This window comes from Lyngbya sp. CCY1209 (assembly GCF_035615495.1).
Taxonomy (GTDB): Bacteria; Cyanobacteriota; Cyanobacteriia; order Cyanobacteriales; family Microcoleaceae; genus Limnospira.
This window is the reverse complement of the sequence record NZ_JAJENU010000209.1, coordinates 1-24,319: the sequence shown is the minus strand read 5'-3', so window position 1 is coordinate 24,319 and position 24,319 is coordinate 1. Positions and strand designations below refer to the sequence as shown.

General features: G+C 53.0%; 23 protein-coding genes. 7 read left to right on the top strand and 16 right to left on the bottom strand.

The genetic code is table 11. From position 1 onward, the window contains the following. The first annotated feature begins 63 nt into the window (after window positions 1-63). The gene (locus LKE08_RS04065) at window positions 64-327 is read left to right on the top strand and encodes a hypothetical protein (RefSeq protein WP_324702915.1); all 264 of its coding nucleotides are present in this window, start codon (window positions 64-66) and stop codon (window positions 325-327) included. A 116-nt stretch (window positions 328-443) separates the two neighbouring features. On the opposite strand, the gene LKE08_RS04060 is transcribed toward LKE08_RS04065, so the two are convergent. From LKE08_RS04060 to rfbF, 10 genes are all read right to left on the bottom strand, one after another. Next, the gene (locus LKE08_RS04060) at window positions 444-1,361 is read right to left on the bottom strand and encodes an NAD(+) kinase (RefSeq protein WP_324702911.1); all 918 of its coding nucleotides are present in this window, start codon (window positions 1,359-1,361) and stop codon (window positions 444-446) included. 135 nt (window positions 1,362-1,496) lie between these two features. After that, entirely contained in the window at window positions 1,497-2,474 is a 978-nt protein-coding gene (locus LKE08_RS04055) for an SDR family oxidoreductase (RefSeq protein ID WP_324702910.1), read from the bottom strand. A gap of 248 nt (window positions 2,475-2,722) precedes the next feature. Beyond that, entirely contained in the window at window positions 2,723-2,824 is a 102-nt protein-coding gene (gene petM, locus LKE08_RS04050) for a cytochrome b6-f complex subunit PetM (protein WP_324702909.1), read from the bottom strand. Window positions 2,825-2,940: 116 nt separating this feature from the next. Further along, window positions 2,941-4,533 (bottom strand): VanZ family protein, encoded by a 1,593-nt coding sequence (locus tag LKE08_RS04045; RefSeq protein ID WP_324702908.1) that lies wholly within the window; start codon window positions 4,531-4,533, stop codon window positions 2,941-2,943. Window positions 4,534-4,646: 113 nt separating this feature from the next. After that, the gene (locus LKE08_RS04040) at window positions 4,647-5,711 is read right to left on the bottom strand and encodes a glycosyltransferase (protein WP_324702907.1); all 1,065 of its coding nucleotides are present in this window, start codon (window positions 5,709-5,711) and stop codon (window positions 4,647-4,649) included. Window positions 5,712-6,090: 379 nt separating this feature from the next. Then, complete coding sequence (locus LKE08_RS04035; RefSeq protein WP_324702906.1) at window positions 6,091-7,650, bottom strand: VanZ family protein; 1,560 nt, start codon at window positions 7,648-7,650, stop codon at window positions 6,091-6,093. 184 nt (window positions 7,651-7,834) lie between these two features. Then, the gene (locus LKE08_RS04030) at window positions 7,835-9,061 is read right to left on the bottom strand and encodes a class I SAM-dependent methyltransferase (RefSeq protein ID WP_324702905.1); all 1,227 of its coding nucleotides are present in this window, start codon (window positions 9,059-9,061) and stop codon (window positions 7,835-7,837) included. Between the two features lie 90 nt (window positions 9,062-9,151). Next, on the bottom strand, window positions 9,152-10,384 hold the full coding sequence (locus LKE08_RS04025) for a class I SAM-dependent methyltransferase (protein ID WP_324702904.1): 1,233 nt from the start codon (window positions 10,382-10,384) through the stop codon (window positions 9,152-9,154). Between the two features lie 27 nt (window positions 10,385-10,411). After that, the gene (locus LKE08_RS04020) at window positions 10,412-11,449 is read right to left on the bottom strand and encodes an NAD-dependent epimerase/dehydratase family protein (protein ID WP_375341398.1); all 1,038 of its coding nucleotides are present in this window, start codon (window positions 11,447-11,449) and stop codon (window positions 10,412-10,414) included. Then, window positions 11,373-12,227 (bottom strand): glucose-1-phosphate cytidylyltransferase, encoded by an 855-nt coding sequence (rfbF, locus tag LKE08_RS04015; RefSeq protein ID WP_324702903.1) that lies wholly within the window; start codon window positions 12,225-12,227, stop codon window positions 11,373-11,375. Before rfbF ends, LKE08_RS04020 begins: the two co-directional genes overlap by 77 nt. Window positions 12,228-12,597: 370 nt before the next feature. Between rfbF and pdxA the strand changes: the two genes are divergently transcribed. Next, window positions 12,598-13,629: a 4-hydroxythreonine-4-phosphate dehydrogenase PdxA gene (gene pdxA, locus LKE08_RS04010; protein WP_324702902.1), complete on the top strand. Its 1,032-nt coding sequence runs from the start codon at window positions 12,598-12,600 to the stop codon at window positions 13,627-13,629. Between the two features lie 82 nt (window positions 13,630-13,711). On the opposite strand, the gene LKE08_RS04005 is transcribed toward pdxA, so the two are convergent. Continuing rightward, window positions 13,712-14,230, bottom strand: a complete 519-nt coding sequence (locus LKE08_RS04005) for a hypothetical protein (RefSeq protein ID WP_324702901.1) — start codon at window positions 14,228-14,230, stop codon at window positions 13,712-13,714. Between the two features lie 177 nt (window positions 14,231-14,407). Between LKE08_RS04005 and rpsD the strand changes: the two genes are divergently transcribed. Then, window positions 14,408-15,016 carry a 30S ribosomal protein S4 gene (gene rpsD / locus LKE08_RS04000; protein ID WP_324702900.1) on the top strand — a complete coding sequence of 203 codons (609 nt, stop codon included), beginning with the start codon at window positions 14,408-14,410 and terminating at the stop codon, window positions 15,014-15,016. Between the two features lie 146 nt (window positions 15,017-15,162). Here the strand turns inward: rpsD and moaA are convergent, their stop codons facing one another. From moaA to LKE08_RS03980, 4 genes are all read right to left on the bottom strand, one after another. Continuing rightward, complete coding sequence (gene moaA, locus LKE08_RS03995) at window positions 15,163-16,149, bottom strand: GTP 3',8-cyclase MoaA (protein WP_324702913.1); 987 nt, start codon at window positions 16,147-16,149, stop codon at window positions 15,163-15,165. A gap of 173 nt (window positions 16,150-16,322) precedes the next feature. Continuing rightward, entirely contained in the window at window positions 16,323-17,327 is a 1,005-nt protein-coding gene (locus LKE08_RS03990) for a phosphoribulokinase (RefSeq protein WP_324702899.1), read from the bottom strand. A 440-nt stretch (window positions 17,328-17,767) separates the two neighbouring features. Beyond that, window positions 17,768-18,199, bottom strand: a complete 432-nt coding sequence (locus tag LKE08_RS03985; protein ID WP_324702898.1) for a hypothetical protein — start codon at window positions 18,197-18,199, stop codon at window positions 17,768-17,770. A gap of 38 nt (window positions 18,200-18,237) precedes the next feature. Beyond that, window positions 18,238-18,420 carry a hypothetical protein gene (locus LKE08_RS03980; protein ID WP_324702897.1) on the bottom strand — a complete coding sequence of 61 codons (183 nt, stop codon included), beginning with the start codon at window positions 18,418-18,420 and terminating at the stop codon, window positions 18,238-18,240. Window positions 18,421-18,957: 537 nt separating this feature from the next. Here LKE08_RS03980 and LKE08_RS03975 point away from each other — a divergent pair. The 4 genes from LKE08_RS03975 (at window position 18,958) to LKE08_RS03960 (ending at window position 23,269) form a co-directional block, all read left to right on the top strand. After that, complete coding sequence (locus tag LKE08_RS03975; RefSeq protein WP_324702912.1) at window positions 18,958-19,707, top strand: heme oxygenase (biliverdin-producing); 750 nt, start codon at window positions 18,958-18,960, stop codon at window positions 19,705-19,707. A gap of 195 nt (window positions 19,708-19,902) precedes the next feature. Then, window positions 19,903-21,294, top strand: coding sequence for an oxygen-independent coproporphyrinogen III oxidase (gene hemN / locus LKE08_RS03970; RefSeq protein WP_324702896.1), 1,392 nt, complete (start codon window positions 19,903-19,905; stop codon window positions 21,292-21,294). A 30-nt stretch (window positions 21,295-21,324) separates the two neighbouring features. Then, on the top strand, window positions 21,325-22,971 hold the full coding sequence (gene bchE, locus LKE08_RS03965; protein WP_324702895.1) for a magnesium-protoporphyrin IX monomethyl ester anaerobic oxidative cyclase: 1,647 nt from the start codon (window positions 21,325-21,327) through the stop codon (window positions 22,969-22,971). Between the two features lie 103 nt (window positions 22,972-23,074). After that, window positions 23,075-23,269, top strand: a complete 195-nt coding sequence (locus tag LKE08_RS03960) for a hypothetical protein (protein WP_324702894.1) — start codon at window positions 23,075-23,077, stop codon at window positions 23,267-23,269. A 123-nt stretch (window positions 23,270-23,392) separates the two neighbouring features. Here LKE08_RS03960 and phnF read toward each other — a convergent pair whose 3' ends face one another. Next, on the bottom strand, window positions 23,393-24,106 hold the full coding sequence (phnF, locus tag LKE08_RS03955) for a phosphonate metabolism transcriptional regulator PhnF (RefSeq protein WP_324702893.1): 714 nt from the start codon (window positions 24,104-24,106) through the stop codon (window positions 23,393-23,395). Window positions 24,107-24,319: the final 213 nt, after the last annotated feature.

Genomic DNA, 24,319 nt, shown 5'->3' with positions numbered 1-24,319 from the left:
GAAAATCCTAAAGTTGTTGCTATTTGAGGATATTAGCTGCACCATTGATATCGGCATTAACTAATAAACCATGGTAACGGCAGCGATCGCATCGGTGGCAAAGCCGGAAACGAGCAACTGTTCGGCGATGCGGGCAACGATCGCATCTGGGGAGACGACGGCGACGACCTGATCCGGGGCGGAGGAGGCGATGATATCCTCACGGGGGACGATTTCTCCGGCGGCTCCGGTTCCGATACCTTTTTGCATGGGAAAGCGGGAGATTTTGTCGCGACAATCGATAGGGCAGGCAACAGGCGATCGGGACAAGAAGCGCCCGCCGCCTGAGTTTCAGAGGAGTTCGATGTCCCAACCACCCGGGCGACTGCTATAGCTCGGGAATCGGGAATCGGGAATCGGGAATGGATTTTCCCGACACCCTACGCCCTACACCCTACCCCCTATCAAGGCAATTCCACCGAAGTCGGCTTGGCGATGTGGGGCAGTCCCCAGCCCAATTTTTCCCGCAGGATCTGGAAGAATTCCGGCTCTTTGAGGCGGACAAACCGGGCGGAATAGGGCGATCGCTCCACCTTCACCCGATAGTCCGGCAACACGAAACAGCCGCCGTTCCCGTCCACCACCATCACCAGTTTGTTGGGGCTGACGGGGTAGATGGTGACGATTTCGTTGTCCGCGTACACCAGAGCCCGGGACGCCAGGGAATGGGGGCAGATGGGCAACAGTTGGAAGACGCCGACTCCGGGGGTGACGACCGCCCCCCCGGCGGAGAGGGAATAGGCGGTGGACCCGGTGGGGGTGGAGATGATCACGCCGTCGGCGGCGATGTCCACGGGGGCGTGGCGGCCGATCGCCAACTCGAAATGGCACATACAGGTCATCGGTTCCCGGTGCAGCACCATCTCGTTCAAACACAGGGCTTCCCAGAGCAGGGTGTCGTTGTGGAAGACCTGCACCCGCAACATGGCCCGCTCTTCGATCGCGTACTCCCCCGCCACCACCGCATCGATGGCGGGGGGCAGTTGGTTGAGGTAGGTTTCGGTCAGGAATCCCATGTGGCCGGTATTGATGGTGAGCATGGGGATGCCTTGGGGGGCCAGTTGGCGGGATGCGGAGAGAACCGTTCCATCACCCCCCAGGATGATGGCAAAACTCATGTCGCGGTCGAACCCCGGCGGTGCCAACCGTTCGATGGGTGTGTGGCACAGGGGGCGGTCGGGATTGGAGTACCCCAAAATTCCCCCCATCCCGGTTGCCATGAACACGTCCCAACCCAGACTCGTCAATTTGTCTTTTAACGCGATCGCACTCCGACAAGCGACGGACTTCGCGTCGTTATATAGAATCCCTACTTTTGGCACGGGAATGAATTGAACTTAGGTTGATCAAAAATAATCGGGTCGAAAGATACTCGGCGCTCCATTCTACCACACGGACGAAATTTCGGCGATCGCCAACTCACCCGGCGCCCGGCGATCGCCCGGAAAGATGGGGCGCTAAGATTTGAACGGACTGCGCTTTTTTTGGCGCTGTTTCTGCTTTTCCCGCTCGTATTCGAGTTCTTTGAGCTTTTTCATGATCCGGCCGAAGTATTCTTGCAGGTAGCTTTCCAGGGTCGTGGTGTCTTCGGGGTCGATGCCGAGCACCCCGTAGGTTTCATCCATCGACGCCTTCAGGGGTTGCCCCGTCGCCAGCACTTCCACGAAGGCGAGGCGATCGGAAATATTCAGACTCCACTGAAAGAACCGCAGGATTTTGCGGGTGACGCGCACGATACTCGTGGGGGTGCGGGTGATGCGGGCCTGTTTCCCGGAGAGGCGTTCGCACTGGCGGATGATTTCGTCCGCCGTCCAAGCCCGGGACCCCACCACCGGAAAACTTTTGTTCTCTGTTTCCGGAACCGATAGGGTGCGGACGGCAATTTTGGCGATATCTTGGGTGTCCATGTAGGCGATGGGGGAACTGACCCCCGGAACCCACACGGACTGGCCGTCCAAAATGGGGATGGCGAACTGGCCGATCAGACCTTGCAGGAAGCCGCACGGCCGCAGGATCGTGTAGTTGAGCCCGGATTCGGCCAAAAACTTTTCCGTGCAGCGTTTGATCTCCAGCAGCGGCACCTGGGGATACTTTTCCGCATCCAAGAAGGAAAAGAAGATGAACCGTTCTACCCCCGCCGCTTTGGCGGCTTGGATGAGGGAGACTTTCCCGTTCCAGTCCACGTCCGTGATGCTCAGAGAATCGGTGGGTCGGGCCGTCGCCGCGTCGATCACGACTTTGACCCCTTCGAGGGCGGGTTTTAAGGTTTCCGGCTCGCACAAGTCCCCCGGAACCAGTTCGGCTCCCCATTCTTTGAGAAATGCCGCTTTTCTGTAACTTCGCGCCAAACAGCGGACTTGATAGCCTTCATCCAAAGCGCGGCGGGCTACCTGTCTGCCCAGGGTTCCTGTGGCACCGACAATTAATAACGTCATGAATACCCGGTATGAAGCTTAAACTTTACTTAAGATGGTATCAAAGATACTCTCATTTTTTTACAAAACTTCACAATTTTTTTGTCAGAGCCGGCACGTCGGCCCCCGAGTCTGGAAGGGAGCCGAGCGGAGCGGCCCCCGGGACTCTCCCGAAAACCGTTTCGATGTCAGCTCCGAAGCCGAGTTGACGGGTTGGGCTCGGACCGAAACTCAGATTGAGACGGGGACATCCGCCGCGGGGGGGACAATTATTCCCCACCCTGGAGTTTGAGCAGCAGGAAACCGCCACCCAATCCCACCAGAATCAGGACAAAGGACAGGACGGCAGCATTCAAAATTTCACCAGCCATGACATCGATCTCCTCTAAAATTGCAATTTTGGCTCTGTCTATTTTACGGGTTGGAGGGAGCGATCGCACGACGAGTTTCTCCGGGGTAGAACGTGCGGCGCTTCCGACGGGACTCCCTAAGGCTCTCGGAGTGCGGCCGCGATCTGCGATCGCGCCAACCCCAGCGTCAACCCCAGGACCGCCAGATTGACGACCATATTTTTCACCGACCCATTTTGTCCGTTCCAGGCTGCAAAAATAATTTCCAATAAAATTGTGGAGCCGACAGCCGCGGCGGCGATCGCCAACCCTTCCCAGCGGTTGACGGGACGCAACTTGACGGCGATCGCGGCCCAACCCATCCCCGACGGTACAAATATTAAAAAACGGTAGGTGAATTGATAAACGGCGGTGTCAAATGCGGTGACATCGATCCGTCTTCCGGCGGCACTCGCCGAGCCGATAAAAAAGATGACGCCGGGGGTGAGTTCGAGGCGAAATTCCGATTCGACCCGATCGATATAAAATCGCAAGTTGAAGCGGTCCCAAGCAATGATGACGTGATGAAATCGGGAATCTCGAAATAGATTTGGGACGATCAATTCCGGATTTTCGCCATTTTTCCCCGTCAGGGGAGTCCGCAGGCGGAGGAGGAGGTCGGAGCGCAGTTGTGCGACCGTCAAGTTGCGATCGTAGGGACTCCCTGAAATCGAAACAATTCGCGCCGGACCGACTTGATAGCTGTCGGCGGAGGCGATCAGGATGCCGATGGTAAATGCGGCGGTTTCGCGGATGTTTTGAATGGCAAATGTCGCGGGTTCTCGGGTTTGCAACCACCGTTCGGAATTGATAACGACGCCGTTTTGATGTTTGAAATGGTTGGGGACGGTTCCCATCCAAACGAGATCGGGGAGGTGTCCGGCGCGATCGCGGTAGGGCCCCCGACCTCGGAAATGGTAGGAAGCGATCGCGGTTTCGGCGGTCGTTTCGCAGGACTCGGGGGTGGCAAAAAGTTGCGAAATTTCCGATTCGGAAAGCCCGGAATCGGCGATGCAAAGTGCGGCGATCGTCCCGTTCCAGGGTCGCGGAGCGTCGATTTCGTTGCCGATAATTAGCGGAAAATTTTCGTCCCAATCGTGGAAATTAATGGATTGTTTTAAAAGTAGGGATAAGATGAGGAATAACCCGGTATAGGCGGCTAAGGCGATCGCCAACTTGGGGACGGAAATCCACCGCCAGAACCGACCGAAACTTCGGTGGAGCCAGTTCCCCACTTCAAACCGCCAAAAATGAAAGCATAAAGCGCCCAATATCCCGCCCATGACCCCGAAAATAATGTCGGTCATACTGGTAAATCTCGACGGAATAAAAAGTTGAATTGATTCTTCTGATACGGCGATAAAAATACAGAATATGCAGGAGAAAATTAGGGTATTTAAATCGCAAAATTGGCGACGAATCTTGAAGAAACCGGAGGCGGAAAATCCCAAAATAAAAAATAAAACTAAACTCAGTATAATTTCCCCGATATCTTTCCAATGAAAGAGGCGATCGCCGGCGAATATGTCGGGTATTGCAGCCCCAGAAATTGGACGGCTTGTTTGAATATCAAACGGAAATAATGCGACGATAAAAATTAATGACAAACTCAAGATCGACAATCTGACCGTTAAAAATTGAAGTTTGGAGTTCGCCACGACTGAATCGGCGTTTTTTTTTTGCGAATTCATAATCTTGAATTGGGGACTGATGTCGGTAAAAATCGAGCGATCGCCGTCGATCGAAATCCCCCTCCCGCGTCAGAAAGGGGGATTTTTAAAATTTAAGAATTGGCGGTCACAACTCAGTTCAAGCTGGCGGACTCGGGGACGACTTCCGGCATGGCTTGGGGATCGAGAAGATGTTGAACCCGTTGTTTTAACTGGCGATCGCGGGCCTCCATTTCCGGCGTTTGCGGTAAATCAAAAGTCGCCAACACTTGTTGCCAGCGATGCAACCAGTCGTGACGTTGCAAAGCATTCAATATGTTGTCGCGACGAATCCGAGCCAGCAACTCGGGTTGGGCGTTCAATTCGGCGATGACTGCGGCTATATCGCAGGTATTGACATCGGTTTCGATGACGGCATTCAGCCAATCGAAAAGTTGACGATAGATCTCCGTTTCCGGCGGGATACCTAACATCACCGTTCCAGCCGCGGCACCTTCAAAAAAGCGGTATCCAATTTCCTGTTTGTATCCCGTTTCTTCGGGTCGGTTAAACTTGGCGTAGTGGACGATGCTATAGCGACTCCGCTTGAACAAGTTGGCCAGCAACGACCGATGGGCGATCGGATCGTCTACAAATAATTTTTGCCGTGAAGCCGTATCGTAGTAGTAGAAGAAATCCCGTTCGTTGGCCAGCTCCAAAAGGCGGCGGTGGACATTCTCGGAGCGTCGTCCGACGTAACAAACATCGAGATCGCGCCGGGATTCTAAGGAGGGGGGACTGAACAAGAGCGTATCCACCGCAGGGGGCAAATAGCTGCAGGGCCGATTCACCCGCCGAGATAGCGCCTCGATGGGGTGATTGTGGCCGACAAAGATATGATCGAAATTTTCAAACGGTCCCTGTAGCAACTGCCAGTTATCGAGATCTTTTTCCCAAACTTCGATGATATAACAGGCGACGAAACGGCAGCGATCGCGCCATTTTTCGATGCCGTTCAGCAAATAGGTTTGCCAGGGATTATCCAAGACGACGAATAAAATATCGTAGTCGCGATCGAGTTTGATCTGGGGGGAAAAAGAGGCGATCGAGTTGGAAAAATTTTCCGATTTTGTGAGGGATTTTGCCATACGATAGAGTTTGCGACTGTTCGGAAACTCCCGAGTCAGATTTAAGATCTCCACGGTGTCAACCGTTGCCATTAAATTCTCAAATTGGTACATACAGCAATTGGCAGCCTGGTTATTGATGGCGCGGAGAGAAGGTATCAACACTCGCGGTTCTGGAGCCAACGGTGTCGCATTCAAAGAAGAAAAAGTGGTACTCGTTTTCATGTTTTTAAAATTGGGATGAATTTATGGGCTTATGGTAACTGAGAGTCGGGCATTTGTCAAGCTTTTTTTTAGGGAAATTTAGCGGTTTCATTGAGAATCACGGTTACGGGGGTTAGAGCCAGAAAACTCGTCGATCCGATCGCGCAGAATGCGGCAGGATGCTGACAACAATGTGGCGGATTCTTTCCGGAATCAACATTTCACAAAGTTGACCGTCACCGATCGCATATGGGAACCGACTCCGACACTATGACCGCCGGTCATATCCCGAAAATTGGATTTGTATGAAAACGACAGGAAGGGTCATAAAAACCAGACTGGCGACAAAGTTGATCACCTGAAATTGAGATGGGATGATCTGGGCGATCCACAATTCTAACAAAAATGATGAAGCCAAAATAATGCCGCCGACAATGACAGAGAAATACTTTTTGCCTCGCGCCGAAATAAAGTTCGATAAGATCGCGAGCATCACTCCTGGAGGAATCAAGATCGCCCCGCGATACAATAATGTATAGAGCGATTGATAGTCGGGATTAAGCTGCATTTTTCCGGAAAAAATTGAAAAAATAAACCAAAATAATGCGGCATCCGGAGTGAACTCGATGGTTTGAACATGGGGAAGGCGATCGCCCGATATCTTCAAAACATATCCATTGTATGTAACGATCAAGGTATGGGGTCGGGTATCGGTGAAAAAATTCGGCAACGTGACGCTCGGTTCGGCCCCATTTTCTCCGGTCAGATGCGATCGCAAACGGATGTACAAATCCGAACCCCACTGAGCCAATGTGAAGTTGCGATGCAGTGGACCGGAAGAAAGGGTGATGATACGCGCCGGTCCGGTTTGTTGGAGATGATTGGTTGCGAAAGTTATTCGCAAGGTAAATGCGGAGGTTGTGCGAATCTGTTCGTTCAAAGGAGTGGCGGGTTCGGAAGTTTGCAGCCAAGATTCGGAACTGACGCGGACTCCCCCATCGGTTGACGGTTCTTGCGGTTGCGTTCCCTTCCAAACCAGATCGGAAAGGTGGCCGTACTCATCGGCAAAAGGTGCCGTGCCGACGAAGGGGTAAAAAACTGCGAACCGGCCGTCTATCTGGGGACAAGATGTGCCAAAAAATTCGTCGATTTGATTCGCAGGAACCGCGCGATCGAGCCAACATACCTGCTCAACTCGTCCATTCCAAGGCCGATCGCCGTCGGCTTCATTTCCGATGGTCAATGGAAAATCCGGATTCCAGTTATTCAGTCGGGTCAGATATTGACTCGCCAATAGTAATATGAGCGTCAATCCGCCACCGGAAAAAATGATAATTTTGACGACCGATCCCCGACTCAAAAATAATTGTAATTTTTCAAAAAACCGAATTTTAGATGAGTATTTCAACCCGATTTTTAGCAACAAAAATCCAAGAGTTCCTCCCAAAGTATTTAAAATGATGTCGCTCAAGGTCGGAAATCGGGAGGGAAGAAAGATTTGGACGATCTCCACTGTTACCGACAGCAGACAGGAGGCGATCGCGACCGTTATCAAACTCCCCCATAAGCCGAGTTTTCGAGGATACAGATAAGCCGAAAGTCCGAATCCAAAGGGTACGAAAAAAAAGAGATTGGCGACGACATCTTCTCCCGTGGTTTTGGTGATGAACTGTCGGGCGATAAAAGTCCAAGAAATCGGCTCATTAACCGAAAAATTAAATGGCAGTAAAGTGCCGAAGAAGACCAATATCAAACTGAAAAATATAATTGCGATCGCCAATTTAGGGGGAAACAGTAGATGATTTGACTCGGAACGATTGGGACGCATATATTTCTCCGACATTGATATCTAATATCAAAGCTATAACTCAGACAAAATCATCAGATTGCTAACAAAAAAGCCTTGTTTTGATGAACAAGGCTCCGAAGTTTTACTAAAACTGTTCTCAAATCGTCGATCGCAGCAGACTCGCTTTTTAGCGCGATCGGATAACCGGCTGTTGACTGCCACTCTAAAGCGGAATCAATTCCGTCGAAACCCCCATTTCATCCAGCATCTTCTGAATTTCCGGGCAGTAAATGGGGTTCATGACGATCACCTCGTCGGGTTTGAATTCTTTCAAAAACTCCGGCGACATGATTTCGTGGCCGACACCCGGAATAAATTGTCCGTGTCGGTGGGGGTTGATATCGACGATGTACTGAACCTGATCTTCGGTTTTCAAAGTGGTCAGGAACGCCACGCATTTGGAACCCGAACCCCAGACGACGACCCGCTTCCCGTCATCCTGAGCCTTTTGCAGGTGATCTTTCCAGTATTGAAGTTTGCCTTGAATTTGAGTGGCGAAGTGCTTCACATCCGCTTTGACTTGTTCTTGGGTTTCTTCAAAGGGATGGACTTGATCGGAAGGTCCGGAGACGGGTTCGGCTTCGATCAAAAGATATTGGTCGCCATAAGCCAGATACACATCAGTCACTTCAAAACCGGAAGCGCGGAACAAACGCGCCAAAGTTCCGGGGGTAAAATAGGAACAGTGTTCGTAGTAGATATCCTCGAACGCCAGATCTTTAAGAACCCGGCCCATATCGGGAATTTCAAAAAAGACCGAAGTTTTGCGATCGCCGATCGAACGCCGCACCGTCCCCACAAATTCAGCCGTCGGATGGACGTGTTCTAAAGTGTGGCGGCAGCAGATAAAATCGCCCACATATTCCGTGTAGCGTTCCGAGTAATAATCTTGGATGAAGCGGATGCGCTCCGTCGCCGGACTCTGCACCCGTCCCACCACGGCGGAGGGGTCAATACCCACGCCCCGGTTATTACCCAACTCGCACATCAGCACCAGAAAATCGCCTTTGCTGCAACCAATTTCAACCACGTCTTTTTCGTGGAGATCGTACTTGTCGATCAGGCGTTGCGCCAGTTCCAGGGCGAACTTATTAAAGGTGGGAGAAAAGCTCTGTTGATCTTCGTAATTGGGAGCGTAAGCCGACCACTTGGAATCGAACTCCGTGTTGGTAATAAAACCGCAATTTTCGCAGTATCCCAGCACCACGTCGCCCCGGGGGAAATCCAGCGCTTCCTGGCGGCTGGGCATCATCAGACAACTGTGAACGGGCACGTCGCGGACTTCAAAGAAAACCAACAGTTCGTGATGGCCACAATTCGGACAGGTGTGCTGGACTAACTTGAATTCTGGTTCGAGATTCGGGCGATTTAAAACAGATTGATCGCTCATATTAATTTCCTAAAATGCTGACGAATGCGGGGTTTCAAATGCGGGCGATCGCCGCCCTTTATAACTCGGGTGCGATCGCCCTTTACAGCTTCACTCCACGACTTTGGGAGTGGGAATGGGAATGATAAACTTACCGCCCTGCTGTCGGTACGCTTCCTGCTGTTTCATGATCTCCTCGGCGAAATTCCAAGCCAGAATCAACACATAATCCGGCCGGTCCTCCAATAACCGAGACGGCGGCACGATCGGCAGGTGGTTGACGCTCATAAAGCGGCCCTGTTTGAACGGGTTCAAATCCGCGATGTAATCCAACAGCGTCTTGTCGATGCCGTAATAGCTCAACAGGGTGGTCGCTTTCGCCGCGGCACCGTAACCCACCACGGTTTTACCCTGCTTTTTCAAGTCCCAGAGGATATCGAGCAGGCCCTTTTTGACGGCTGCCACGCGATCGGCGAAATCCTTGTAGTAGTCGATGCGATCGACCCCCAATTCCTTCTCCTTTTGCAGCAGAGATTTCACCGAGTCCTTGACATCCTCTTTGGGCTCCACAAACAGCCGCAAAGAACCGCCGTGAATCGCCGTGCGCTGGATGTCGTTCAGGTACAGGGAATGGCGCCGGAACAGCGCATCCAGAGCCGTCACCGAAAAGTAACACAGGTGTTGGTGATAAATGGTATCGAACTCGCAATGATCGACCAAATCGACCACATAGGGCGCTTCGATCACCGCCACTCCGTCCGCTTTCAACAGCGTCGCAATTCCCCCGACAAAACCGTTGAGATCCGGGACGTGCGCCAAAACGTTGTTGCCCAGAAAAACATCCGCCTCTTTGCCCTCAGATTTCAGTTTCTTCGCCAAATCCTTCGTAAAGAAGTCGTGCAGCGTCGGAACCCCGGCTTTCTGAGCGCTTTCGACGGGACCCGCGGCCGGGTCGATCCCCAGCACGGGAATGCCCTTTTCCACAAAGTTTTTGAGCATATACCCGTCATTACTCGCCGCTTCGATAACCATGCTGTTGCCGTCGAGCTTTCTGGATTCGATGATGGCTTTGGCGCTATCTCCGAAGTGCTTGAGCAAGGAAGCGGAGACCGAGGAAAAGTAAGGATAATCCCGGCCGAACAGAATTTCCGGCGGAACGCTGACGGTAATTTGAACCAGCCCGCAATCCGGACAAAAAGCCAGTTCTAGGGGGGCGGTATATTCCGGTTTGTCAATGTTCTCGCGGGTAATCAAACCGTCGGCGAGGGGCGTATAACCGAAAGAAATGATCGACTCCAGGTTATTCGACCCGCAGGAACGACAGGGAGGCATTGAATCTGGCATATTTTGAAAGTTCCTTATCGACGGGGTTCAGACGGAGACCTTGGCAGTCCGCCGCAAGTTGGCATCCAGAGTCCCTTCCGAAAGCAGTTTTTGAATGTGGGCGATGCGCTTGTACCGTTCGCCTTCAAATTCTTCGAGGGTCAGCCCGATTTTCTGATAGGCGGCGTAGAGTTCTTCGGCGCCGCGGCGGGCGTTCCACTGGGGTTTGAACTCCGGCAGCGCTTCCAGAATTTTGCTACAGTTGACCCGATAGCATCGTTTGTCCGGCCCGCCGTCCGCCGCATATTCGATGGTGCAGTTGGGGACGATTTCCTCCACGATGTTGGCGAGATCTCGGATGCGGTAATTATCCTCGTTGCGCCCGACGTTGAAGGCCTGATTGTGCACCACTTCCCGGGGGGCGTGCAGGGCGGCGATGAAGGCGCGGGAGATATCTTCGATGTGGACGATGGGGCGCCAGGGGGTGCCGTCGCTCTTGATATAAACCCGTCCGGTGGTAAATGCCCAGGCCACCAGGTTGTTGAGTACCAGGTCGAACCGCAACCGGGGCGAAACGCCGTAGGCCGTGGCGTTGCGGAGGAAAGTCGGGCTGAAGTTGTCGTCGGCCAGTTGGCTGACATCCTGTTCGACCTTGACTTTGGAGGTGCCGTAGGGCGTCACCGGGTTGAACGGGGACTCTTCCGTGAGCCAGTCTTCTCCCCCCGCGCCGTAGTTGCTGCAGGATGACGAGAAGATGTAACGGGGGACGCCGGCTTCTTTCGCCAGTTTCGCCAACTTCACGGAGGCTTGATGGTTGATCTCGTAGGTGAGCTCGGGGTTGAGGTTTCCCAACGGGTCGTTCGACAAGCCGGCTAGGTGCAGCACGGCGTCGAATCCTTCCACATCTTCCCGCTCGACGTCGCGGATGTCTTTGCGGATTTCCGGGATGTCCGGAATTCCTTCTCCGAAGGTGCACTGCTCGAACAGGTCGCTGTCGAGTCCGACGAGTTCATGCTTGTGCGCTAACAGCATGGGGACTAACACTGTCCCGATATAACCCTTGTGCCCCGTCACCAGTAATTTCATCTTCTTCTCCCCAAGTTTTCCAAGGTGCTGATCCGGTTTCCCACAGCGTTTCCAAACGTTTCTTGTCGCGAATGGTATCCATACACTGCCAGAAGCCCGTGTATTGATACGCCATCAACTGACCGTCTTTTGCCAGATTTTCCAGGGGTTCTTTTTCCCACTGGGTATCGTCCCCTTCGATGTAGTCGTAGACTTGGGGTTCGAGGACAAAAAATGCGCCGTTGATCCACCCCTCGCTGATTTGGGGCTTTTCTGAAAATTCGACGACCTGATGCCCGTCGATCAGCGGGAGGCCGAAACGGGCCGGCGGCCGCACGACGGTCATGGTTGCCAATTTTCCGTGGCTGCGGTGGAACGCCAACAAATCGTCGAGGTTGATATCGGATACGCCGTCTCCCCAGGTCATCATGAACGTTTCGTTATTCATGTGGGGGATGAGGCGCTTGATCCGTCCGCCGGTGTTGGTATCCCGTCCGGTGTCGAGCAATTCGACCGTCCAATCCTGTCGATAACTGCCTTCGCGATCGACTTGACCCGTACCGAGGTTGACGGTGAGCTTGCTGCTGTTGAGCGAGCAGTAGTCAACCATATATTTCTTAATGACTTCTGCTTTGTAGCCGAGGGCGACGATGAAGTCTTTAAACCCGTAGTGGGAATAGTGCATCATGATGTGCCAGAGGATCGGACGTCCCCCGATTTCCACCATCGGCTTGGGTTTGGTTTCTGTTTCTTCGGCTAGGCGGGTTCCCAAGCCGCCGGCCAGTATTCCAACTTTCATAATGTTTTTTATTGAGGGCGAGAGTTGATCAACTTATGAGTTAAGTTCCCGGATATCCGACCCGTTCGGATTGTCCTTCAAAGCCGGCATTCAGCTTTCTTGCCAGATCGGGAATTCCCATGAAAACCCATCCGGTCTGGACGAACCGACCGAGCTTAAAATCCCTCTTGGGACAGATGTGTTGCTAACACATGAGACGTATGATATTCCAACGTGCTAACTGCGTCTAGAGGTTTTTGTAAAACTTAACTTTTGTTTGTGTGAAGCTTGTGTAAAAATGTTGCAATCTTAAATAGACATTTGTCCGCTCAATTGGATGGGATCGGGTTGAGCTGAGACGGGTTGGCTGAAAGTCGAGGGAAGGGTGGCAATGAAGAAACGTTTGGCAGTGACACTGGGAGATCCGGCGGGAATTGGACCGGAGGTGATTTTGAAAGCGTTAGCCGATCGCACCTTGACCGCAAAATGCGAGATTGCGGTTGTGGGGAGTCGCCAGACGTTAGAGCAGACGTATAAATACTTAGAAAACTGTGGAGAACCGATCGCCGATCCCGACGATATAACCGTGTTGGATGTCGATCGCCCCCTGGGAGAGGAACCGATTAGTTTGGGAGTCGGAAATGTGGCGAGTGGCGCGGCGAGTTTTGCCGATTTGGAAACGGCGATCGCCCGCACCCTGGCGGGGGAGTTCGGGGGAATCGTCACCGGACCGATCGCCAAAACCCACTGGAAAGCCGCCGGACACGACTACCCCGGCCAGACCGAATTGCTGGCCGAACGCGCCGGGGTGAATCGGTTCGGGATGATGTTCGTGGCGCGATCGCCCCACAGCAATTGGACCCTGCGGACGCTACTCGCCACCACCCACATTCCCCTGAGTCAAGTTCCCAAAGCGCTGACGCCGGAATTGCTGGATTTAAAACTCGGTTTATTGATCGATACGTTGCGGCGGGATTTCGGCATCGATCGCCCCAAAATTGCCGTGGCGGGACTCAACCCCCACAGCGGCGAAAACGGCCAGTTGGGGACGGAAGAAAAAGACTGGTTGATTCCCTGGTTTGAACGGCAGCGCGATCGCTATCCCCACATCCAACTCGACGGCCCGATCCCCCCCGATACCCTGTGGGTGAAACCGGGTCAGGCCTGGTACGGCCGAGCGAAAGCGGAAGACGCCCACGACGCCTACATCGCCCTGTACCACGACCAGGGCTTGATTCCGGTCAAATTGATGGCGTTCGATCGCGCCGTCAACGCCACCATCGGCCTACCCTTCATCCGCACCTCCCCCGACCACGGGACCGCCTTCGACATTGCGGGGCGGGGCATCGCCGATGCATCGAGCATGAAAGCGGCGATCGAAGTGGCGATCGAATGGGTGAATCGGCGGGGAGAAATTCATTGATAATTTACAATGGAAATTGACAATGAATTGAAAATTGATAATGGTCAATTCTTCCCCCGCCGTATACCCCGATGAAAAAGGGTTAAGATTCCCCGTACAGATCGATAAACTGTTCCGGGGGATGAAGGCACACTTCCAGGAGGTCGTCGGGGGTGTAATCCGCGCCGCCCTGACTCATGCCCACGACGCAGAACGAATACTGTTCCGGGAGGAGGGAACGGCCGCAACTTTCCAGCACGTTGAGCGGGTCGGCCCCGCTACCGCTGGCGGTGATGTTGAATACGCAGGTCGCCAGGGCTGCCGGACGGCGGACTCCCACGCATCCCAACACGGCTTCCTCGGCGGCGATGCCGGTATCGTTACCGATCCGAACCACGCATTCGGCCAGTTGGCTGGGTCGGAGCGCCATCGCGCAGGCTGAGGCGGTGATTTCGGGGGAGAGTCCGGCTTCCCGCAACCCTTGTACACATCTTCCGTAATCTTGTTCCCCCACCAAATCGAAGGAGGGAAAGGCTTGCAGGGGTCGGGCCGGCATCAGGGCGGACAGGATGCCCAGAGTCGCCAGGGATAGCCCCCAAGCCCGCTTGTAAAAATTCAGCATCGGTTTAAAAAATTCTCGACAATCAATATATAGCGCCGCGTGCGGGGAATAGGGAATAGGGAATGGGGTGTAGGGTGTAGGGAATGTGAATGATCAATTGCCCTTGGGATTGCCCGTTTTTGGTTTCGCGACTTATACTAGAAGATTGGTGAAAATTTTATGTTGCGAGGAAGTTAAATGTCTCGATATCGAGGGCCCCGTTTGCGGATTGTTCGCCGTTTGGGGGATCTGCCGGGGTTGACCCGCAAGGCAGCCAGACGGTCCTATCCCCCCGGCCAGCACGGTCAGGCCCGACGGAAGCGATCGGAATACGCCATCCGTCTGGAAGAAAAGCAAAAACTGAGATTCAACTACGGCCTGTCCGAACGGCAACTGCTGCGTTACGTCCGCAAGGCCCGCCGCGCCTCCGGTTCCACCGGGCAAGTGTTGTTGCAATATCTGGAAATGCGTCTGGACAATACGATTTTCCGGTTGGGGATGGCCCCCACCATTCCGGCGGCCCGCCAGTTGGTCAACCACGGCCACATCACGGTCAACGGCCGTGTGGTGGATATCGCCAGCTACCAATGTCGCCCCGGAGATGAGATCGGGATCAGAAATCGGGAAAAATCCCGCGAAATGGTGAAGACGAATCTCCAGTACCCGGGTTTGGCGAATGTCCCCAGTCATTTGGAGTTCGACAAGGGAAATCTGACCGGGAAGGTCAATGGCGTGATCGAGCGGGAGTGGGTGGCACTCTCGATCAACGAACTGCTGGTGGTTGAGTTCTACTCCCGTATGGCTTAGTTCTGTATATATATCGCTGTGCGCCAGGTGTGGGGTGTGGGGTGTAGGGAAAGTGAAAAGTGACCCATTCCCTATTACCCATTCCCTACTACCCATTCCCTATTACCCATTCCCTATTACCCATTCCCTGGGCGTGGCGCTATAGGTTAACCGCCAATTTGGGACATGGTGCGGGTGTAGCCGCCGCTGGTTCCGGCGTCCCGCTGTTTGAAGTTGATGTCGGGTTTGATGTCGAGGAGGTGGCGGACCCGGTTTCGCAGGTCTTCGTAGGATGCCCCGTCGCGGAGGGCGGTTTTCAGGTCGATCTGGCCGGTTTCGTTGAGCAGGCACGGCCGCAGCCAGCCGTCGGCCGACAGGCGCATCCGGTTGCAGCGATCGCAGAAACATTCGGACATTTGGCTGATAAATCCTAGAGTTCCCTCGGCGTCGGGGATTTGGAAGACGTCGGCCGGACCGTTGCCCGTGACTCGGGATTCGACTAACCCCCAACGATCGCGGATCTGTTGTCGGAGGGTTTCGGACGCCACCCAACCGCGATCGCCGAACAGTTGGCCGTTGCCGATGGGCATGAATTCGATAAACCGGACGTGCCAGCGGCGATCGAGGGTCAAGGCGGCCAGATCCAAAATTTCGTGGTCGTTGACCCCCGGAATCACCACGACATTTAATTTCAGGGGGTCGAACCCGACCCGGTGGGCGGCGCGGATGCCCTCCCAGACCTGTTGCCAGCGATCGCGCCCCCGGTTGCCGATGATTTGATTGAAGGTGTCCGGATCGAGGGAATCGAGGCTGATATTGACGCGCCTCAACCCGGCATTGTAAAGCGGTTCGGCCAGGGGGGCCAGCAAAAATCCGTTGGTCGTCATTGCCAGATCCCGGGTTTCCGGAAACGCGGCAATTTCCCGCACTAGGTCGGTGAGTCCCGGACGCAGCAGGGGTTCGCCCCCGGTGAGGCGGAAACGGGTGAAGCCGACGGGAATGAAGACTTCCCGCAGCAGGGTCAGCAGTTCTTCGTTGGTGAGGAGGTTCTGTTGCAGGATGTAGTCAATTTCCGCCCCTTCGGGCATACAATACTGGCATCGAAAGTTGCAGCGATCGATCAGGCTGACGCGAAGATAATCGACAATATTCATGGAGGTGGGTTCAGCAGACATCTGATTTTTGATATTGTTACATTCTCGGCTCCGAAGCGATCGGGGGGGAGTCGGGGATGGGGAATGGGGGATGGGAGACGGTTGCCCAAAAAAAATAACGCGAGAGACTTGTGTCATCCCGCGTTCGATTTTAAATTGGGAGTCGGGGCGTTTTAGACGGCTGCCGCCACCTTTTCGTCCTTTCCGACAAGGCGCTCGTAGGTCGCCCGCATCTTCAGACCCACCAACACTTGGAACAGTCCGCTGCCGTCGTTGGAACCGGGGTAGTCCTGGTGTTCCCGCAGCAGGTGGGTCAGTTCGCCGTAGTATTTGGTCGCCACGTTGCTCATGTGACCTTCGACGTAGATCATCTCGTCGAGGTTGTCGAACTTACCATCGACTTCCAGAACGGAAACTTCGTTGCCGTAGTAGCTATCGGGTCCATAATACATTTTGATACCCGGATAGGAACAGGTGAGTTTCCGTCCGCAGGGCGTCCAGTGGATGGTCGAACCTTCATCAAATAGGTAAGCCGGCTCGAATCCTTCTACGCCGTCGCGCTGCATCAGGCGCACCCGCAACACTTTGTGTTCCTTGTCGTCCGGAATCAGTTGGGTGGGTAGAATCTGGATGACCACATCCGCGTACTGCTTCTGCGGGTCGATGTAAGCTTCAAAGTCGGGACGGCGGGCGTTGATGGATGCCAGGACATCCTCATAACGGTGGCCCCTTTCAGCCATATCTCGCTGGATCTTCCAGGAGATTTTCACCTCGTCGCTGATGTCGAGGTAAACGCTGAAGTCCAACAGGCTTCTCACCCGCTCATCGTAAAGGGGATGCAGACCTTCGATGACCACGATATGGTTGGGATCGATGCGCTCGGGCGGATCGATCGCGCCGGTTTCGTGGTTGTAGATCGGCTTGTCGATGGATTGACCACTTTTGAGCGCTTTGACCTGTTCGTACATTAGGTCGAAGTTGTTGGCGCGGGGATCGAGAGCGGTAATCCCAGTCTCCTTGCGTTGCTTGCGATCGAGACTGTGATAGTCATCCAGGCAGATGACCGTGACAAAATCTTCACCAAAGATATCTGTTATCCGACGCAAAAAGGTAGATTTCCCGCACCCGGAATCCCCAGCGACACCAATTAAAACCACGCGATCCGGCTTATTTCCCATAGGTTCCCTCTAACCAAAAAGACTGTTTACAAGCTCAACCACTCTATTTTGAGCATGAGAACTCAGACCAGTGTCAGAACGATTGATTTGCGACCCAGACTGTGGGGAAAGCAAATCTCGATCCGGAGCCAGCTTCCTGACTCCCCACTGACAGATGGCCTGGTAATCTGGCAAGCTAGGTATTTTATACTAACTTTAGATTTTGATTTTACCAGAAGGGGATCATCCCTACAAGATGTAATCGTTCCAAGTTTCGGAGAAAATACGAATTTTGTGGGGGGAGTCGGGCCAATGAGATGCCCTTGATCCCCTTCGCTGACATTCCCCGACCGAAAGGTACGGGGATTCTCGGGCCGTCGGGGAGCTGACGCTTAACCCCTCGCCGAGCATCTTGACCGTCTGCCCGACGGCTGTCACTTATAGAATAGCACTCTGAGGGGTCAAAACCTCATCGCCCATTCAATTTGGCGGTCGGCCAAAGTTTGTGAATGTATTTTACCATCTGGGGGGATTCTTAAGTCGGCATCGGGAAACAAAAAATCGGGAAATTCGTCGGGAACCCGGAAGTTGACGCCGACCCCGGGGAGGAAAGGTTGAAAAAGGCTCCCGGGGGCGGGTGAGGCTCGGGCCGATCGCGTCCGATTTGACCGCGATCGCTGGCCGGGGGAGAACCGGACGTTCGCGGGAGGATCACTCAGCCCGGTTCCGTAGTAGAGGCTCAAGCGCCAAAATCGGATCGCGATGGGCCTGAAAAAACGGTCGGGTGAGTCCGCGTCCCTGTGAGTGCCCACCGCCGCCCCATTGTCCTCAACTTCAGTAACAGTTTGGGGGCATTTTGGCAAGCCCACTTCCGGCAAATGTTTGGAAAACATAACGTAAATTTCCTCGTTCAAAATGGAGCCGTTTCAAATCAGCGGTTATACCGTTCCTCCAACCACGATCGCACCTGAGTTTCCGTCAGCCCGGAAGCCGACCGCCCGTCGAAGGGGTCATAAACGTTCCATTCCACCTTGCCGGAAGCGCTGACAGAAGACCAAATTTTGGGTTCGGTTCCGGCCGTCATCCGCGCTACAAATGGGGCGATCGCCGCCACAATTTTTCCCAGAAATTGCCGGTTTTGAAAGCCGAGCTTTTGACGAGATTTCCGGGGGGTGCGATCGAAATATGGCGTTTGGAGTTATCATCAGGCGTGAATAATCCCCCCCAGCCCCCCTTTGTAAGGGGGGAGAAAGGGGTGGGAAAACGATGACTTGATCGCCGTCAAAAAAAATTAGAAGAAATTAGATGAAGCGATCGCGTCAATTGCGGAATTTGCGATCGCTCAATTTAAAGGAATGACAATCACCGATATCGGCAGCTTGACATCCGCCCAAATTGACACCCTTCAATGCATGGCGTCCCGTGCGGCTGTCGATAATCAGGAAGAATTATCAATTAATTTTGACAGCTTCGCCCGACCACAACGCATTATAGTATTTTGTGCATCAACCAAGCCACTTTAATTGACTTTTTTCTATCTTCAAATCTCTTAACATCGATCGCCCCAAATGTAAAGTTTTAAGAACCTGCTCTTGTCAAACGTAAAAATTGCTATACAGTTATGAATGCATTGAAACGTTTGGTGAAATTCATGAGTGGCAATTTAGCAACCCTGCTGCGGGAAGGCACGAAACAGTCTCACACCGCAGCCGAAAACACCGCTTTTATGAAATGCTTCCTGAAAGGCATCGTCGAAATCGAGCCCTTTCGGAAACTGACTGCTAATTTATATTTCGTTTACAGCGTTCTCGAAGAAGAAATGCGGCGTCATCTCGACAACCCCGCCGTCAAAGGGATGTACTTCCCCGAACTCAACCGCACTGCCAAACTCGAAGCCGATCTCGCCTATTATTACGGCGACAATTGGCGAGAAATTATCGCCCCCATTCCGGAAGGAAAAGTGTACGTCGATCGCATTTTGGAAGTCTCCAAAACCAAGCCGGAACTGCTCGTTGCCCACGCCTACACCCGCTATATGGGCGATCTCTCCGGCGGACAAAGCCTGCGGAATATCGCCCGTTCCGCCTTGGATTTACCCCCGGATAAAGGGACGGGTTTGCACGAGTTCGATGCCTTCCCCACCCCCGACAAGCGGCGGGCGTTCAAGTTCAAGTATCGCGATGCCCTCAATGCCATTTCCGTCGATGACGAAACGGCGCAGCAAATTGTCGATGAAGCCCAGCTCGCTTTCCAACTCAACCGCGATGTCATGCACGGTTTGGAAGATGAAGTCAAAACGGCGATCGGCGAGCACGTTTTCGACTTGGTGACACGCCAAGACAAGCCCGGAAGCACCGAACGCGCCCCCGGAGAGGCGACCAATTTGGTGCCGACGGAGTAGGGAAAAAAATATCGATTAACAACCGTATTTTTTCCGAAAAATGATGGGATTTGCAACTCGATCGATTCTCCCGAAAAGGGCGCGTTTCTTTGACAATAGGAAAAAGAATGGGTCGAGTTGTCAGTATTTTAGATCGACCCCGATCGCCTGCGTTTGATTTTAAAAACCAGGATTGTTTTGTGGATGTCAAAACCGATGAAATTACCGAGCCAAACCGTTTGTTTTAATTCCGAGCTTCTAGTCAAACACGATCGCCCCACCCCCCGCTATACCAGCTATCCGCCGGCAACGGAACTGCACGGGGATTTCGAGGAGGCTGAATTTTTCGATGCGATCGCCCGGGGAAACGAAAAGAAAACCCCCCTTTCCCTTTACTTTCATATCCCCTTCTGCCAAACTGCCTGCTATTTTTGCGGCTGCAACGTGATCGTCACCGGACTCAAAGATAAGGTCGTCAACCCTTACTTCGATTATCTGTTTAAAAATATCGAGCGGACGGCGGCATTAATCGATCGCGATCGGCCCGTCGTCCAACTGCACTGGGGCGGCGGCACCCCCAACTATCTCAGCTTGGAACAAGTCGAACGGCTGTGGAATAAAATTCACGAGCATTTCACTTTCGCAGAAGATGCGGAAATCTCCATCGAAGTCAACCCCCGCTATATCGATCGCAACTACGTTTTATTCCTGAGAAATCTCGGCTTCAACCGCATCAGCTTCGGCATCCAAGACTTCGATCCCACCGTCCAGGAAGCCATCAACCGCGTCCAGCCGGAAGAACTGTTATTCAACGTCATGAGTTGGATGCGGGAGGCCGAATTTGAAAGCGTGAATGTGGATCTGATTTACGGTTTGCCCCACCAAACCCTCGACAGCTTCCGCGACACCATCGAGAAAACCATCCGCCTCGATCCCGATCGCATCGCGGTGTTCAATTTCGCCTGGGTTCCCTGGATGAAACCGATCCAGAAAAAACTGCCGGAAGAGGCGTTACCCCAAGCTGCCGAAAAGCTGGAAATTTTCCACATGACCATCGACAAACTCACCGAAAATGGTTATGTATTTATCGGCATGGATCACTTCGCCAAACCCGACGACGAACTGACGATCGCCCAGCAGGAAGGGAAACTGCACCGCAATTTCCAGGGCTACACCACGCAACCCGATTCCGAATTGTTTGGATTCGGTTTGACCTCCATCAGTATGCTGCACGATGTTTATGTCCAAAATAATAAGAATCTGAAGGATTTTTATCGGGCGATCGACGAGGGCAAACAGCCCATCGAAAAGGGAGTCAAACTCGCCAAAAGTGATAACATCATGCGACGGGAAATTATCATGGAATTGATGTGTCACTTCTGCCTAGACAAGTGGGAAATTGAAGACAAATATAATATCAAATTTGACGAGTATTTTGCCAGAGAAGAGGCGGCATTGAAGGACTTGGAAAATGACGGATTGCTGGTCAATTTGTGCGATCGCATCGAAGTGACGCCCAGCGGACGGCTGCTGATCCGAAATATCGCCTGTGCCTTCGACACCTACACCCGCGATCGGCAAGAACAGCGCTTTTCAAAAACCATTTAATTCCCGTAATTTCAAACTGGAGAAATTCTCATGAAAATCTTGATGATCCAACCCAACTACCACTCCGGCGGCGCGGAAATTGCCGGCAATTGGCCGCCGAGTTGGGTTCCCTACGTCGGCGGCGCGTTGAAAAAACACGGCTTCGATAATGTCCGGTTCGTCGATGCCATGACGAACTACATTGCCGATGACGTCCTGGCGACGATTATCGAAAAAAATAAACCTGACGTGGTGATGGCGACGGCGATCACCCCGATGATTTATCAATCCCAAAAAACCCTGCAAATCGCCCGGGAAGTCTGCCCCGATGCGGTGACAATTATGGGGGGAATTCATCCCACCTATATGTATTCCGAAGTGCTCCACGAAGCGCCCTGGGTGGATTATATCATCCGGGGAGAGGGGGAAGAAATCACCGTCAATTTGATGCGGGCGATCGCCGACGGTTCGGACAAGAAAGAACGCCACAATATCAAAGGAATCGCCTTCTTAGAAAACGGCAAAGTCGTCGCCACGGAAGCGCACCCCCCCATCTGCAATCTCGACACCCTCTCCCCCGACTGGAGTCTTTTGGATTGGGATCAATACTACTACACCCCCCTCAACGTCCGCCTCGCCGTCCCCAACTACGCCCGGGGTTGTCCCTTCCGCTGCCGCTTCTGTTCCCAGTGGAAATTCTGGCGGAAATACCGATCGCGCACCCCGGCTAAATTCGTCGATGAAATCGAGGAATTGGTGAAAACCTACAACGTGGGATTTTTCATCCTCGCCGACGAAGAACCCACCATCAGCAAACCCCGGTTTGTGGCATTATGCGAAGAATTGATCGATCGCAAACTGGATGTCCACTGGGGCATCAACACCCGCGTCACGGACATTTTGCGGGATGAAAACGAGTTGGCTTTGTATCGGAAAGCCGGGTTGGTTCACGTTTCCTTGGGAACGGAAGCAGCAGCACAGTTGAAGCTGAATTTGTTCCGCAAAGACACCACCATCGAGGAGAACAAACGGGCGATCAAACTCCTCAAAGATAACGGCATTGTCGCCGAAGCCCAATTCATCATGGGCTTGGAAAATGAAACCCCCGAAACCATCGAAGAAACCTACCGGATGGCGCGGGATTGGCAACCGGATATGGCGAACTGGAATATGTTCACGCCCTGGCCGTTTTCCGAGTTGTTTGAAGATTTGGGCGATCGCGTCGAAGTGCGCGACTATTCCCAATACAATTTCGTCACCCCGATCATGAAACCGGAGGCAATGGAACGGGAAGAAGTCCTCAAAGGAGTATTGCGGAACTACGCCCGGTTCTATATGTGGAAGACGTTAGAATATTGGTTCGTGAAAGATCCCTTCAAGCGCAAGTATTTGTTGGGATGTCTGAAAGCCTTCGCCGTCACGACATTGAATAAACGCTTCTACAACCTCAGCCGCGTCAAACAGAAAGGCTTGGGAATGGAAATCGAACTCGGATTCGACGAAAGCAGGATTCTGTCCCAGGAAGAGATCGCCAAGCGGAAACAGGAACACCCGGAACTCGCCGCCGACACGAATTTTGAGGGGACGGTTTCGGCTTGCGGGGCGCCCAATGACTTGCAATTCGAGGATTCCGAATATCGGGAACAGGAAGAGTTGGAACGGAAAAAAAGACGGTCTTCGAGTGGCATGAAAGTCTGAAGTCTGATAAATTGGAGTGTGGTGAATTAGTGAATAGTCGGGGTGGCTTTTGAACTGCCCCGATTTATTTTGCCTCTCAGAGGTGCGATCGCGCCAGATTGAATTGGGTTTATTAAATCAAGAAGAGGGATCAGAATTTAAAATTAAACCGCCATACGTCGGATGGCAGGTTGAGTTTTTGAAAGATTTGCAAGAAATAATAAAAATTGCAAAATTCGATATTTTAATGGCGACTCATTCTCCAGATATTATTCAAGATCGTTGGGATCTGACTGTCGAATTGAAAGGGCCGAGATAAGTGAGGGAGTTTATTACTGTTGACCGGGAGGTTAACCAAATTCGCCTGCGGCGAAGTACCTTTAAAGGCACTTTTTTGTTGGTTGAAGGTGATTTGGCATCTGCGTCCGATCGCTAATTTTATTCAATTCTCAAATACCAATTCCATGCGATCGCCCCGGAAGCGCGTCACACCATATTCAACGGGTTTTCCGTCCTGATCGACATTGATCGATTCCACCAATAAAATCGGATAATTCAGGGGTAATTTGAGCAGTCGCGCATCCTGGGGATTGACCACCCGGGCCGAGACGCGGGTGCTGCGGCGGATGTGATCGCAGCCGTAAACCTCCCGCAACAAGTTGGAAATCGACCACATCCGGGGTTCCTGGCTGAGAATGGCGGGAAACCGTTTGAGGGGAAAGTGGCCGGCACTAATGCTGATGGGTTGGTCGTCCGCAAACGTCAGCCGTTCGATCACGGCCACCGGATCGCCGATCGCCAATTCCAGTCCCTTCGCCACGGACGCATCGGCGGGTACTTCCACGTTCCGCAACAGTTGGAAACTCGTCTCGAACCCCTGGGCCGTCAAGGTTTCGTTGAAGCGGACTCGCTGGCCGATGGGGTAGCGGATGGGAATGCCGGCGACGAAGGTTCCCCGGCCCTGATCGACCCGCAGCAACCCTTCACTTTTTAATAATGCGATCGCACGCCGAACCGTATGGCGGTTCACCCGGAAGCGATCGCTCAGTTGGACTTCGGTGGGAAGCTTGTCCCCGACCCGGTAGACGCCCTGTTGGATATTCTGTCTCAACTCTTCGGCAATTTGAGCGTACACTGGCACGGCATTCTCATCCATTGTCAATCAAAATTGTATCGACATTACTTGTCGATTTTGACGATACGAGATATTCTACAAATTAATTCATCTAAACATCTATACTAATTGATGGCTGAGAATGGCGGGTGTGGGGATGGAAGAAGGGGAGGGAGCAGGGGGAGCGGTGGGTGAGACATCCAGACCGCTTGGGAATCAATTCCCGAGGGCGCAAGCCAGGGGCCCCAACCCGAT